This is a genomic window from Salinibacillus xinjiangensis, assembly GCF_009649735.1.
Lineage (GTDB): Bacteria > Bacillota > Bacilli > Bacillales > Alkalibacillaceae > Salinibacillus > Salinibacillus xinjiangensis.
The window spans coordinates 17615-31431 of sequence record NZ_WJNH01000007.1 but is presented as its reverse complement, the minus strand read 5'-3'; the positions used below and the strand labels follow the sequence as shown (position 1 = coordinate 31431).

Below are 13817 nucleotides of genomic sequence, written 5' to 3'. Positions count from 1 at the left end.
CACCTCCTTTATTGTTTACAATATCTTATGTAACTGGTTAGGTGACTGAGTAGGCGAATCCCACAATTATAAAAAAATTTTCTAACCTTATTACGGTTAAAGGGTATAATTAAGCTATGGATTATACTGAAAATATGTTATATTGTTCAAAGATAAATAAATATTTTGTAGAAAAGAGTAGGAGTGTTAACATGAAGAAATCCATCATTTCAGTCATTTTTGCTATCGGATTATTATCCCTTGCTGCCTGTTCACAAGGAAACGAAGAGGTTGTTGTTGAATCAGAAGCAGGAAACATTACCCAAGAGGAATTTTATGAGGAATTAAAAAACCGTTTTGGTGAAAATGTATTAAACGAAATGGTTATGATCAAAGTGCTTGAAGACAAGTACGATGTCTCTAAAGATGAAGTGGACAAGCAAGTGAAAAAATATAAAGATCAAGCTGGCGAACAGTTTCAAGCTTTCTTACAGCAAAACAACTTTAAGAATGAAGAAGACTTTCGTAATCAATTAAAATTCAACCTTTTATATGAACAAGCCATTTTAGATGGTATTGAAATTTCAGATGAAGCTATTCAAAAACGATACGACCGTATGCAATATGAAGTTGAGGTTAGCCACATTTTAGTTGACGAGGAAAAAAAGGCAAAAGACTTAATAAATCAACTTGCTGAAGGGGCCGATTTTGCCGAGCTTGCAAAAGAACACTCAAAAGACCCAGGTTCTGCACAAAAAGGCGGTTCTTACGGATTTATTGGCATCGGTGACAATTATGTAGCTCCTTTCAAAGATACAGCATTTAGTCTTGAGGTTGGAGAAGTAAGTGAGCCTGTTAAAACAACTCACGGCTGGCACGTTATAAAAGTAACAGACAAGCGTGATGTAGAGGAAGAAATCGAGCCTCTTGAAGACATTAAAGATGATGTAAAAAGAAATCTAGCTCTTGAACAAACGGATCAACAAAAAGCACAAGAAAAAGTTAACAAGCTAATGGAAGATGCTAACATTGACGTTAAGCTTGATCAGTTCAAAGACCTATTTAAAACAACAGAAGCGTAATAAAAAAAGCCTTGCTAAACCATCTGGTTTAGCAAGGCTTTTTTCATGAATATGATTATCCCACAGATTGTACTTCATTTTTCTCTTCGGATTGTCCATCCTCTTTACGACGTCTGGCCTCTTCAATCCGCTCCATATACACTTGGCCTTCTTTTTCAATATACTCGCGCTCTAACTTCATCTCCGCTCGCATTGCACGAAAGGCCATATATCCACTAAAAATGATAAAACCAATCATCACTGCTACCCACCACGGAATCGTGGCAAACATAGTTCGTCCCCCTTAAAAGGCTTTTGTACAAACCTATGCGGACAAAAGGTAAAATAGAACCTCAAGTAGACCTAGGGACAAAGAATGATGGCAGCTAAGATGATGAGTTACTTTTCAAATGTAGGCTTATAAAAACTACGATTATCCATTGCAAAAATGCGATCTGTAAATTCACCAGGTTTCGTTTTTTCAAGAGAACGATTCATCATGTTCATTCTTGCATCAATAAAGTCAATCAGGTGAAGAAGCTCAGCCTCACGCAGGATTGGGGCTTTTGGACTTCCCCACTCCCCTTTTCCATGATGGGATAAAATCATATGCTTTAATAACAGTACCTCTTCTCCATCAATATTCAGTTCCTGTGCAGCCTGAGCCAATTCCTCTGCCATAATGGAAATGTGACCTAACAGCTTGCCTTCTAAGGTATAGCTTGGCGTTACAGGTCCTGACAGCTCCTTCAGTTTCCCTAAATCGTGTAAAATAATCCCTGCATACAAAAGGTCAAGATTTATGTCATCATACTGACGCTTTAAATCCTTTGCAATGTTTAGCATTGTACATACATGGTGAGCAAGGCCTGAAACATACTCATGATGGTTTTTTACCGCAGCAGGAAATAGAAACAACTCTTTTTCATATTTCTTAATAAAATAGCGAACGATTCGCTGTATATTTGGATTTTCCATTTCGAATATAACCTGGGTTAATCTTTCTTCAAGCTCGTTAATCTCCACTGGTGCTTTCTCTAGAAAGTCCTCCAGCTTTACTCCATCAGTTGGCTGTGTGGGCCTTAGTTTTTGAATTTTTAATTGTGGCTTGCCGCGGAATTGAGTAATTTCTCCCGTAACCTTGATGATGGTTTCTTGTGTGAAGGTTTGTTCATCCTCAGCAGTTGCCTCCCATAACTTGGCTTCAATGTCCCCAGAACTATCCTGTAAAATGAGCGTCAAGAATGGCTTGCCATTACTAGCAACTCCCTTACTTGCCGATTTGATTAATAGAAACCCTTCAAACGGCTGTCCCACTTCAACAAAACCGATTTCTTTTAACATATAGAGCCCCTCCCTTAATTGAACATCTTTATTCAGATAGTAAAAAACGGAGATAACAGGTATCTCCGAATCCCTAATCATCCTTTGTCTTTGTTTCCTTTGGTATATATTTAAAAACTTCACCGGATTCTACGACTCGTATAAATTTCATCAACCATCTATAATAATCCTTTGCGTACTCAAGCTTCTCAATATCTGAGATGATTTTTTCCTTTAATTCGTCATCCTCTGTGTTATCCTTTAATTTTAATAACTCATGAATGGTTTCGTCCGCTTCCTCGATGTTCGTTTCAGTATGATGGCGCCAACGGTTCCCAAATAGAGAAGTAAATGACTTATACCAATCCTCTTCAGATTTATATAAATCCTTTCGCATCCCCTTTTTAAAGGAGGGCTCTACCATTTTCATGTCAGATAAAGCTCGAACTCCTGTTGACATGCTTGTTTTACTCATTTTTAGTGCATCACGCATATCATCAAGTGTCATCGAGTCATCTGAGAAATATAGCGTTCCATACAAACGACCTACTGAAGGTGTAATTCCATATAAATTCATATTTTTAGCAATTACTTGTATAAATTTATCGATGGTCTCTTCATGTTTTGTCCACTGATTATTTACTTCATCATTTTCCACTGAAAACCCTCCAAGCATTCTACCTAAGCTTGATTTGCTTTTCATATTTTACCACGATTCGAGAGTCTACGCGAGTTCAAAAAACAGATGTGGCTTTTTGGTCAAGTATGATTTCCTGTTTGCCTGCCTTGGTTAACTGGTCTGTTTCATTCCAAGTAAAGTACATGACTTGCTGCTTCTCGCTTACCTCTTCCAAAATGGCCAACATTTCCTGCTTTCTGACAGCATCATAATGGACGAACGCATCATCGATGAGGAAGGGAACACCAAACGTATCATTCATGATTTCACTTAATGCAAGTCTTAATGACACATATAGCTGGGCGACTGTCCCTGTCGATAACTCAGAAGCCTGATAACGAACCTGATGGGCGGATTCAGCTACAAAGCCCTCATCCTCCATTGGGGGGATGATTTGTGTATAACGTCCAGCTGTTAGTCTTTGAAAGAAGTAGGTTGTTCGCTCGACAATGTCAGGTAAGTATTCGTTTTGATAGACCTGTTTCGTTTTTTTGATGAACGAATGAGCAGTCTTATATGTAGCCCATTTTCGAATCTGTTCTTTCAATTCATTTTTGAGAAAAGCTAACTGGTGACGTAGGTTCGACAGTTGTTCATTTTCCTCTAATTGCTTGATTTCAGCCCTTAAATCCGATAACTCTTGTCTTTGCTGCTCTACTCTCTCTGATAAGTCCTTCATTTCAGTTGAAAGCAGGCCTTTTTTCTGTTCAAGCTCAGCCCAGAGTATCTGCTCCTTCAAAATGTGGACTGCATTAGACTTAAAAATTAGCTGAATCTGTCTCAGCATCTCTTCCTGCTGCTTCAATAATTGCTGTTTTTCCTCAAACCTCTTCCCTTTGGTGACAAACTCTTCCTCCGTTTGTACTTGTGCTAAAGAAAACAGATCCTGTTGCTCTTGTTGATATGGGGCTAATCGGTGGTATAATTCGCTCTGGTCTTGTTTCACCTGATCAAGCTCTTGTTGTATACGTACAGATTCTTCCCTTTTATTATTTTCATTCTCCTTCTTATTGTCCAATTCCTCCCATATCTCGTCATTTATTGGCAACGTTTTTAAACACTGTTCAGCTATGTGCTGGGCTTGTGACTCTATTGTTCCTTTGGTTTGCTCCCAATTACGAATGGTGTCTTCAACATTAAGCAAATCCTTTTCATACTGTTGCAGTTTTATAACTTTATGATATAAGGAGGGCCAATGGGTTACATCAAAGCTAGCTAAAAACGGAAACTGTTGCAGCTCCGCTTCTATACGCTCCGTGAGCTGATTTTGCTTCCTAGCTAAATCTTGTTGATTTTGCTGACAGTTCTGTAAAGCTTTTTCAATATCATCACGATTTTTTTGCTCCTCTTTTAAGTCACTTAGAGCCTGTTCATGTTGATTTATATTTTTTACGAGCTGCTGCAGTTCATTTTCGGATATGTTTGCACTGATGTTTCTGTTTTCTTCTTGCTTAGCTTGCTTTTCCATTCCGATTACATTTTTTCCAACCATCATCCAAATCAATAGCCCAATCAGAAATACTCCGCTTCCAAGTAAATAGCCATACATATTTTCCGTTAAATAGGCAAAGAAAGAAAGACCTGTGATTCCGATGAAGCCTAAGACTAGCGAAAGCTTTCCCAGCTTCCTTAACTGGTTTCCTACCTTTTTTAGCCTTTGTTGATTGGCATCGTAAAGAGACTGCTGCTCCTGTAAAAATTGCTGTTTCCATTTCGCTTCTCGGTGCTCGTCCACTTTGTTTTTTAAGGAGATATACGCTTCAGTGGGTAATAATTGTTGTTCATACTCTGTTAATCTAGTTTGGATTGTCGTTCGTGAGGTGGTTAATTGTCGTTCCTCTACGATTAAACGTTCCTCTTCTTCATGTAAAAGCTCCTGATCTCTAGCAATTGTTTTCCATCTATCCTCTAGAAAAACCGGAAACTGATATGACAGCAGGTTAACATTTTGCTTCTCCCATCCGAGCTGGGATAGCTCTTGCTGAAAGGCAATGTCTAAATGTTTTAGCTCCTGCTCTTTTTCCGATATATTTCTTCTGATAAATTGATATTCGCTCTTTAGCTCATCCACCTTTTGCAGCGATTGATAAGCATCCTCACTTAACCGTCCTTCCTTTAACTGCCTTAGCTCTTCCTCAAGCTTCTCTTTTCTCTTTTCTAGTGCATGAATTTCACTTTTAATGGGTAGCATCATATCCTTGATCTGACGCTGACGTTCTAACCCCATATCAGGAAACGTGTCTATTTCTTGAAAAGCCTGTAATTGATCCTCAATGAGATGGTATTGCTGAATGGCTTCTTTCGCCTGAAAATATTGGTCAATTAGGAGTAGGTTACCTTCCTTCCGTTGAATTTCCGCTTGATCTGCAGCGATTTGTTCGGAAAGACTGTCGATCCTATCACTTAATTCATTGTATTGATCCTCTTGCTGTTCTATCGTTGCTATTTTATTTTTTAATTCTTTTATTTGTTTAATTTGCTGATTAATAATGGGCTTTTTTCCTCTTTTTTTAAATAGTTCATCCATTTTCTTTGTAAGGTCATTTTCCAGATTAGCAATATTATCTGAGCCCGATAATCCAACTCCAAAAAGCACTTTTCCTAGGTCCTCTTCACCAATGGTTTGTAGCTTTTGTAAATCTTGATCATTAAAGGAAAATATCTGTTCATATGTGTTTCGGTCCATACCTTTTAATAGCTTCTTAAGGTATTCCTCTCCCTCTGTACGACCATCCTCTAGCAAACATTGTACTTTGTTCTTCCGTTTATCCATAACCCGTTCAATAATAACAGATTCATTGTTTTCTAGCTTTAAATAAAGACGCCCGCCAAAACGACTTCCTTCTTTCGGAGCAAAATACTTTCTAGAGGAAGACGGTAAATCAAATAATACATATAAAATAAATTGTTTTAGCGACGTTTTGCCTGACTCATTCGGGCCCTTCATCACGGTTAAGCTAGGGCTTAAAGTGAAAGACTCATTATTCCATTTCCCGAATCCATAAATCTGTACTTTTTCAATAAACATCATCCATCACTCTTTCATTAACGATTCTAGTACCATTTGTTCAGCATCATCCTTCATTTCAGCTAGCTCTTCCTCTGTAAAAGGTTCTAATAGCTTTCGAATCTCTCGATGTTTTGTTATTTCATTTAAAGATTCTTCCCACTCGGTTGAATCGTCGATGACCCTTAGAAATTCGCCGATAAAATGTCTACCTTCCCTAAGCTCTTCTCGGTCCCACTGGGCTATTTTTTCAAGACGTAACTTTTCAGTCCAAACCCAGATTTTCTCTGATTCTTCCTCTTCATTAATCATATCTACAAGCTCACCTACCTGCTCTTCGGTGAACTGTTCCATTTTTGCTAAATCAAGTTTCAGCTGAATTCGAATAACAGCTTTTCCTATCTCTGTCCGGATCAAATCCTTTTCCTGTTGAATAATCTGTTCAACCTCATCTATTGTAGAGCAGTCGGTTGCATCAACTACTGCTTCTGTAAACTGGATTTGCTGTGTGGGAACAAAGTTGAGGTGGCATTGTTCATCAATTAAATCGACAATATAGCAGCCTTTTTCTCCCGATTCCTTTATATGGCGTCCTTGGATGTTACCAGGATAAATCGTGGGTGGAGATTGTAGTAGCTGCTCCCTTTTATGAATATGACCAAGTGCCCAATAATCCATTTCTGACTCGCTTAGGTCTGTGATGGAAAAGGGGGCATATACATCATGCCCCTGATTAGTCGATAAACTACCATGTAGCATACCTAAATGATAGATGGATTCTTTCGTTGGATTATACTCTGTAATTTTGGGTGCTGTCACTGCCCTTTGCTCATAGCTAAAGCCGTATAGATTTGCTAGGTGCTCTCCCTGCTTGAAAAAAGGAATTGATGTGACCTCTTCACGGTCGAAAATATGGACATTTTCAGGATAATCTAGCTTTAAAAATTCTCCCCCAAGATGATCATGATTTCCAAAACTAATAAAAACCTCAATCTGATTCTCGTGAAGCTTTTCTAGTCCTCTTCTTAGTTTGATCTGCGCCTTTAGACTTCTAGCCTCTTCATCAAATAAATCTCCAACCATCAAAACAAAATCAACCTGATACTCAATAGCTGCTTCGATCACTCTATCAAAGGACTGAAATGTACTTGTTACCATTTGCTGAAACAGTTGTTCAGGGACATCTGTCATGCCTTTAAAGGGGCTGTCCAAATGTAGGTCTGCTGTATGTAGAAATCGTAGAGCTTTCCGCATCTTGTTAAGCTCCTTCCTCATAATCTAGTTCTAGTTATCAATATTTTACCAAATTATTAAAGCGAATGCACGTTCGTGTGGGTTTTTGGGGTGATGTGTGTGAGGGGCGGGCTGCGTGCAAGCGCGTGAGGCGGGCTGCGGGCTGAAGATTATCTTGTTTTTGCTAAAGATTCGATAGCTTATGCTAAAGATAGTGAATAATGCTAAAGTTTTAGGTATGAAAGCTAAGGATTGTGTGGGGTTCGCTGAAGTTTGGCTTTTAAAACCTAAAAGTGGACACTGAAAATGCTAAACACCATTCCCATAACAGTATTACCTGATCACTAAAAAAAGCTTGATCCTAAAATCAAGCTTCCTCATTTAAAAACTACTAATTCCTAATACTAAAAACCAAAGGAAAAACGTGGATATAGAGAATATAATCGATAATATGGCTGGTACTTGGGCCACCTTTTTTCTAATAGCTAAAATCGAAATGATCAGGCCGTAAATTGGACTTGAAAGCCAGACAACTGGCTGTAAAAAGGCACTTTCTAAGCCAATAAAACCAAAGATGTAAGCAAAGAAAAGAGTTAACCACAGAAAATGAAAGAAAATGGATAGTTTAACTCCGATATTTACGAAAGAAGTCATCAGTATTCCTCCTAGTATTCCTAAAAAGCAATCATCCCTATTTTAGCAAAAAAACAAGAACAATTCCTTAAAAATTCCGGTCACAATAGTCTTGTAATTGCAAAAGCCCTTTAGGATTGTCCTAAAGGGCTTTTGCTGTTCACTAATCCTTTTTCGTTAATTGAATCGCTCTTTTAATATCCTTTAAAGAAGATGAAGGTCCATACATTAACACTCCGCCCTTGAATACTTTCGCTGCAATTTTAGCAAAAATAAAGATGGTGACTAGGAGTATACCTATGGATAGGGCAATTTCCCAGATTGGAACATCCAGCATTCCTACGCGCACAAACATGATAATCGGCGTGAAGAACGGAATATAAGATGTAATCGTCACAAAGCTTGCGGTTGGATCATTTAATCCATACATTGCAATCATAAAGGCTGCAATGACAAGTAGCATCATTGGCGTAACGATTTGATTGACTTCTTCAGTACGACTGACAAGTGATCCTAGCATTGCAGCAAGCATAGCATAGAGGAGGTACCCTAAGATAAAGAACAGTAACGCATATGCAATGGTACTAATAGGGATATCTCCTAAACCTAAATATTCAAACATGCCGCCTACAAGCTCATTTTGATTCATTTTTAAAGACGTATAACCAACGATAATGATTAATCCAAATTGCGTAAGACCTAAAAGGGCGATCCCGATAATTTTTGCAAACATGTGTGTAATCGGGGATACGCTAGACACAAGAATCTCCATAACACGAGAAGATTTTTCTACGGCTACTTCACTTGCAATCATATTGCCATAAACTAGTACGGCAAAATAGATAAGGAAGATCATGAAATATACAAGTCCACGTGCCTGGTTCAGTTCCTCTTCCGTTTTAGATTCTTCTGCCAAAGCAACTTTTTCAATTTCAACCGGAGCCAACATCTGCTCCACAGTTTCTACATCGATTCCCGCTTGCTGGGTTACCATTCCCGTTTTCAGCTGGCTTAAGCTTTGTTGGATTTGGTTAACCGTACTGGATTCTGAGGCATTCATGGCGTAATAGGTTGCCGCTGGTAAATTTTGATCATCTAGTACGAGGTGAACAAATGCTTGGAACTCCCCATCCTTAACTGCATTCTTCGCTTCCTCTTCCGTTCCATCATACTGTGTGAGCTCGACCTCTTCATTCACAGCACCGATGTTTTGTTCTAAGGCCGTATAAAGCTGGTCCGTTTCATCTATTACAGCGATTTGACTAGTTGAATCCTCATCATCTCCACTGAAAAGATCTACAATATTTTGGAAGTTGGTTAACCCGATGATAATGACAAGAGTAGCGATGGTCATAATGATAAATGATTTACTTTTTAAATGACTCAAATATGTATGACGTAAAATCGTCCAAAATTTACTCATACGATGCACCTACTTTCTCAATAAAGATGTCGTTTAGAGACGGTTCCTCTAAATCGAAGGTGCGTACAAAGCCTTTACCTTGAAGCTCTGATAAAATCTTTTGAGAGATTTCTTCGCTTTCAATTTGAACCTCACAGCCTTCAGGAACTTGTCGGTAGCGTACAACACCTGGAATATCCTTAATGAAGGACACGTCAAAATCAGCCCGTACGATCACATTTTTCTTCCCAAAGTCACGTTTAATTTGACGTAATCCACCGTGCACGACAGGTGTCCCATGATGCATAATACACAAGTGTTCACAAAGCTCTTCCACATGCTCCATTCGATGGGAGGAAAAGACAATTGAAGTTCCTTGCTCTTTTAAATCTACAACAGCTTTTTTCAACATCTCAACGTTAACCGGGTCTAAACCGGAAAATGGTTCATCTAAAATTAACAATTTCGGATTATGAATAACTGCGCTGATGAACTGAATTTTCTGTTGGTTCCCCTTAGACAGCTCTTCAACCTTTTTCCCTTTATATTCTGGCACATTAAAGCGATTAAGCCAGTAGTCAAGCTGTTTTATCGCATCTGATTTTTCCATCCCGCGGAGGCGTCCTAAATAAACCAGCTGCTCATCGACTTTTTGTTTCGGATATAAACCTCTTTCCTCTGGCAAATAGCCGATTAGATGACTCTTATTATAGCCAATTGAATCACCATTCCATTTTATCGTGCCATAGGTCTGCTCTAACAAACCTAAAATCATTCGAAATGTAGTCGTTTTACCAGCACCATTTGCACCTAAAAACCCAAAGATTTGGCTCTCGGGTATTTCTAGGGTTAAATGATCCACTGCTGTAAAGGATCCGAACTTCTTCGTTACCGCATTTAACTCTAACGTCATTGTTTTACCCCTCTCTGTCTGTCCTCCGATAACACATACGAAACTATTATAATGAAGGTTTCAAATTTTGACAATTCTAGCAGGAATTTTTTGAAATAGTGCGAAATAATATAAATAGATGGATGGATGAGGAGGGATCAACATGAAAAGCTATTTTTTAACCGTTTTTGAGAAAAACGGAAATAATTTAGTTGATGAAACCTTTGAAGCAAAAGATGACCAGGAAGCCAAAAAGTTAGGCACCCAGCTTTTAGAAGAAAAAGGCTACACAGAATATACTCATCGATGTGTATCACCGAATGGCCACTTAGTGTTATTTCATCGGTAGCAAAAGGATTGTCCTTATGGGCAATCTTTTTTAAATGAAAAAGCTGTCTTAATTTTTGTTTAAGACAGCTCTGCTCTTGAAATTTTATTCAGCGTATAATTCTTCAAGGGGTTTTGTAATAATACGGCTAATATCGTTAATCACATTGTTTAAGTGTTGTTCTTTTTCCATTAGCTTGGAGATTTTTTCATTTTGTTGAACGAGTTCAACGGTTTTACGAGCTTTTTCAACTTCTTCCTCTGAAATGTCTTCGCCTTGCATTTGCTTTTGTTGAAGTTGAATTTGCGTTTCGCGGAAGTTATCGAACATTTTCTTAGATGCATCGTCAGCCATTACTGCTTCATACGCTTCTTTAAGTCCTTGATACTCTTCGCTTTCACGTAGATTTTTTTCAAGTTCATGAGCTACGTCATGTAAGTTTGCCATTGTTAGCCTCCTAATTTATTATACTGTTACACTTTATCAAACATTTACCCCACTGTATAGGAAAAGCCTACTAGTTAACATCATGCCTTTTGACGTTGACTACATGAGGAAGCTTATATTGATAGCAAAACAATCATCGCCTGTATGAGCCCGATAAATCCACCTAACAAAGCGCCTAAATAGGTAATCATTTTTAATTCTCGCTTGGAGATCCCTAGGACCATAGACTCAAGACGCTCCACATCAAATTTTTCCACTTCTTCTTTTACAAGCTCCTGCAAATTTAGTCGTTCCATTAGCGAGCCCATTTGATCCACTAAGTATGCTTGTACCTTTGTTACAACTGTAGGTATCACTTGGTTTTCGATAACCGGCTGGAATTGGTTGTACAAGGTGCTTATTTTTGTATTTAACAATTGTTCAAATGGGACCATGTTCGCCAACTCATTAGCAAGCTGTCGCTGAATAGACTCCGATAATAACAGGGATTCGAACTGATAAAGCTCTTTATTCTGCAGTTTATCCCATTCTCTATTTAGTAAACCTGTTAGCATTTCATGGGCATCTTCAGAACGTACATATTGTGAAATTGCGGGCTGAATCTTACCAGCTAATCCATCCCCACCTAAGAAGGAAGAAATCATATTACCAAAGAAACCGGTTCCCCCTAAATAGCCCTCTGCAAGACTGCCAATTTTTTGTTTACCTTCCTCGCTCATAATGTACTCATCAACGGTTTGTAAAATATATCGGCTAGCCTTTGGTGTAAGTTCACGTCCACTTCTATTTATTTCATCTGGAATAATGGAACTCAAGGGTTGAAATTTATTTTCCTGAATCCATTTGTTCATTTGTTTTTCAATAAAGTCGCTTGAAGTTTTGTGAAGAGCTGCTGATGAAACCGGAATTTGAACCTTATGTAAAAGCTGCTTAACCGTAGCATCTGAATGGGCAAAGCTCTGAAGCTCTTGCAGAATCCAGTGAACGACCTGATTACAGAACTGTTTATTTTGGATTTTCCTCTTCATCGCTTCAGGTGTTAACAGATGGACGACAACGGTTCTTCCCATCTGCCTGGCTAGTTCAGATTGACGCTTTGGAATTAACCCTGGTGTAAATGGGATTTTAAACTTGCCAATGTATTTTGCTTCGTATGGTCTGAATAACATTTTGATCGCCAGAGAATTCGTTAATCCACCAATCACTGCTCCGATTATGACCATAAATAATAATATTAAAATTGCTTCCATGCTTTCTACCTCTCTCAATACAAAATATGCTCACTATATGACAGTATATGATGTCACCAACCAATACACAACCCTTTACCCCTTTAAAGCAACGGGGGACAGTCCCTCATTTCGCTAAAGCGCTAAAGTGAAATGGTGTGAATGTTATTTGGTTTGGCGTTTCAAACTAAGGGGAGAATGGAAGGAGGAATTGCAATGCCAGATCCTTTTAAAGAAGAAAAGGACAGTCGGGTTGAATATGATAATGACGTTGACCGGATGATTAATGAAGGGATGGCTGGTGGTACCGTGGGTAAACATTACAACCGTGTACAAATTGAAGAAGCCAGAAAACTCCCTAAAGAAGGTGAAGATTGGCCAGATGCACGTGAGGCCAGGAGTGAAGATGAACGAACAGAATAGAAATGTGTTTCGACCAGGTTATGTAGCCTGGTCTTTTATTGTGTGTGTGTCAGGGTGAGGGTGAGGGATTCTGTCATTATTTTAATTTTCATGTCCAGAGAAGGCTTAATTCGATCATTTTTCATAATACATCGGTCGCAAAGCTTATAAATCATGTCTCATGAATTAGGTCATTTTTGGAATGCAGTCTGGATGGGGGTTATTCCCGTCAGTTGAAGTGATGATTAAGTCAGCAGTGATTTAATTCATGTTGGCCCTTATCATAATTCTGTCGCTCCTCCCCCGTTTTCCAGTCTCCCCCCTATTATCACGTCTAGTCATTGAATAATACCTTCACTTTATTCAATAATTCAGTCACAACGGCACAGAATCCCGTCGCTAGCAAGTCAAGAGCAGCAAGCGAGCGCACACCGCTCACAACTTCTCCACTCAAACAAAAATCCGAAGGCCAGACTCATGCCGACCTCCGAATTCATCGATTTTGCTCCTCTATTGTTACTTCAACTTCCGAATCACATGATAAACAATGGTAAACATGTACGCATAGGTGGTTGGACTTCGTTTCTAAAAAACCGTCAACTAACTTAGCGTCTTCATCCTCTAAATATGGGCTATAATCATCAAAATAATCAATAAGCCGTCCCCGATCAACCATTTGACCACTACATACCTGACAAGTCTTTTCCATATTGGTTAGCCCATTACATACAGGACAGACATACATCTCGGCTCCCCCCAGTCTCAGGTGTTAAATCATGCCGCCGTTCGTATTAAGTTGAAATACTGTGTAAACCTATGTCCCTGATTAAATTACAGATACCCGACTGTTTTAACGTTAATACGCCTCTGTTCTCCACGCGGTTATTTTTCTATGTAGAGGGAGGAGGAATCTAAGGATTCCTCCTCAATATCCATGATTATTTATTATTGTTGACCAGCTTGGCCGCTCATTTGAGATTGAGCAAAAGATACGAGGCGCTTAGTAATTTCACCACCAACAGAACCGTTTGCACGAGAAGTAGTATCAGCGCCAAGGTTTACACCAAACTCTTGAGCAATCTCAGTCTTCATTTGGTTAATTGCTTGGTCTGCTCCAGGTACTACTAATTGGTTGCTGTTATTGCTGTTGTTGTTTGCCATTGTTTATCACCTCCTGTGCTATATATTGTGAGCAGGAGTGG

Annotated in this window: 15 protein-coding genes; 3 read left to right on the top strand and 12 right to left on the bottom strand. The window is 38.8% G+C overall.

The window, feature by feature from the left end; translation table 11 throughout:
• Nucleotides 1-191 precede the first annotated feature (191 nt).
• Complete coding sequence (locus tag GH754_RS11330) at nucleotides 192-1061, top strand: peptidylprolyl isomerase (RefSeq protein WP_153728821.1); 870 nt, start codon at nucleotides 192-194, stop codon at nucleotides 1059-1061.
• A 55-nt stretch (nucleotides 1062-1116) separates the two neighbouring features.
• Here the strand turns inward: GH754_RS11330 and GH754_RS11325 are convergent, their stop codons facing one another.
• From GH754_RS11325 to GH754_RS11290, 8 genes are all read right to left on the bottom strand, one after another.
• Nucleotides 1117-1332, bottom strand: coding sequence for a sporulation YhaL family protein (locus tag GH754_RS11325; protein ID WP_153728820.1), 216 nt, complete (start codon nucleotides 1330-1332; stop codon nucleotides 1117-1119).
• Between the two features lie 107 nt (nucleotides 1333-1439).
• Entirely contained in the window at nucleotides 1440-2384 is a 945-nt protein-coding gene (gene yhaM / locus GH754_RS11320; RefSeq protein ID WP_153728819.1) for a 3'-5' exoribonuclease YhaM, read from the bottom strand.
• A gap of 73 nt (nucleotides 2385-2457) precedes the next feature.
• A complete protein-coding gene (locus GH754_RS11315) occupies nucleotides 2458-3039 on the bottom strand; it encodes a GbsR/MarR family transcriptional regulator (protein ID WP_153729077.1) in 582 nt (193 codons plus the stop codon).
• 58 nt (nucleotides 3040-3097) lie between these two features.
• Complete coding sequence (locus GH754_RS11310) at nucleotides 3098-6070, bottom strand: ATP-binding protein (RefSeq protein WP_194841338.1); 2973 nt, start codon at nucleotides 6068-6070, stop codon at nucleotides 3098-3100.
• A gap of 6 nt (nucleotides 6071-6076) precedes the next feature.
• Complete coding sequence (locus GH754_RS11305; RefSeq protein ID WP_194841337.1) at nucleotides 6077-7303, bottom strand: metallophosphoesterase family protein; 1227 nt, start codon at nucleotides 7301-7303, stop codon at nucleotides 6077-6079.
• A 360-nt stretch (nucleotides 7304-7663) separates the two neighbouring features.
• The gene (locus GH754_RS11300) at nucleotides 7664-7936 is read right to left on the bottom strand and encodes a hypothetical protein (RefSeq protein WP_153728816.1); all 273 of its coding nucleotides are present in this window, start codon (nucleotides 7934-7936) and stop codon (nucleotides 7664-7666) included.
• A 142-nt stretch (nucleotides 7937-8078) separates the two neighbouring features.
• Nucleotides 8079-9338 carry an ABC transporter permease gene (locus GH754_RS11295; protein ID WP_153728815.1) on the bottom strand — a complete coding sequence of 420 codons (1260 nt, stop codon included), beginning with the start codon at nucleotides 9336-9338 and terminating at the stop codon, nucleotides 8079-8081.
• On the bottom strand, nucleotides 9331-10230 hold the full coding sequence (locus GH754_RS11290) for an ABC transporter ATP-binding protein (protein ID WP_153728814.1): 900 nt from the start codon (nucleotides 10228-10230) through the stop codon (nucleotides 9331-9333). The genes GH754_RS11295 and GH754_RS11290 overlap by 8 nt, the downstream gene beginning before the upstream one ends.
• A 142-nt stretch (nucleotides 10231-10372) precedes the next feature.
• On the opposite strand from GH754_RS11290, the gene GH754_RS11285 reads away from it, so the two are divergent.
• On the top strand, nucleotides 10373-10558 hold the full coding sequence (locus GH754_RS11285) for a YhzD family protein (RefSeq protein ID WP_153728813.1): 186 nt from the start codon (nucleotides 10373-10375) through the stop codon (nucleotides 10556-10558).
• Between the two features lie 84 nt (nucleotides 10559-10642).
• On the opposite strand, the gene GH754_RS11280 is transcribed toward GH754_RS11285, so the two are convergent.
• Both GH754_RS11280 and GH754_RS11275 read right to left on the bottom strand, forming a co-directional pair.
• Nucleotides 10643-10984, bottom strand: coding sequence for a YlbF family regulator (locus GH754_RS11280; protein ID WP_153728812.1), 342 nt, complete (start codon nucleotides 10982-10984; stop codon nucleotides 10643-10645).
• A 113-nt stretch (nucleotides 10985-11097) separates the two neighbouring features.
• Nucleotides 11098-12234 carry a DUF445 domain-containing protein gene (locus GH754_RS11275; RefSeq protein ID WP_153728811.1) on the bottom strand — a complete coding sequence of 379 codons (1137 nt, stop codon included), beginning with the start codon at nucleotides 12232-12234 and terminating at the stop codon, nucleotides 11098-11100.
• A 195-nt stretch (nucleotides 12235-12429) separates the two neighbouring features.
• On the opposite strand from GH754_RS11275, the gene GH754_RS11270 reads away from it, so the two are divergent.
• A complete protein-coding gene (locus tag GH754_RS11270; RefSeq protein ID WP_153728810.1) occupies nucleotides 12430-12636 on the top strand; it encodes a hypothetical protein in 207 nt (68 codons plus the stop codon).
• Between the two features lie 472 nt (nucleotides 12637-13108).
• On the opposite strand, the gene GH754_RS11265 is transcribed toward GH754_RS11270, so the two are convergent.
• Together GH754_RS11265 and GH754_RS11260 are read right to left on the bottom strand one after the other, a co-directional pair.
• On the bottom strand, nucleotides 13109-13360 hold the full coding sequence (locus GH754_RS11265; protein ID WP_153728809.1) for a hypothetical protein: 252 nt from the start codon (nucleotides 13358-13360) through the stop codon (nucleotides 13109-13111).
• Between the two features lie 200 nt (nucleotides 13361-13560).
• A complete protein-coding gene (locus GH754_RS11260; protein ID WP_153728808.1) occupies nucleotides 13561-13776 on the bottom strand; it encodes an alpha/beta-type small acid-soluble spore protein in 216 nt (71 codons plus the stop codon).
• Nucleotides 13777-13817 lie beyond the last annotated feature (41 nt).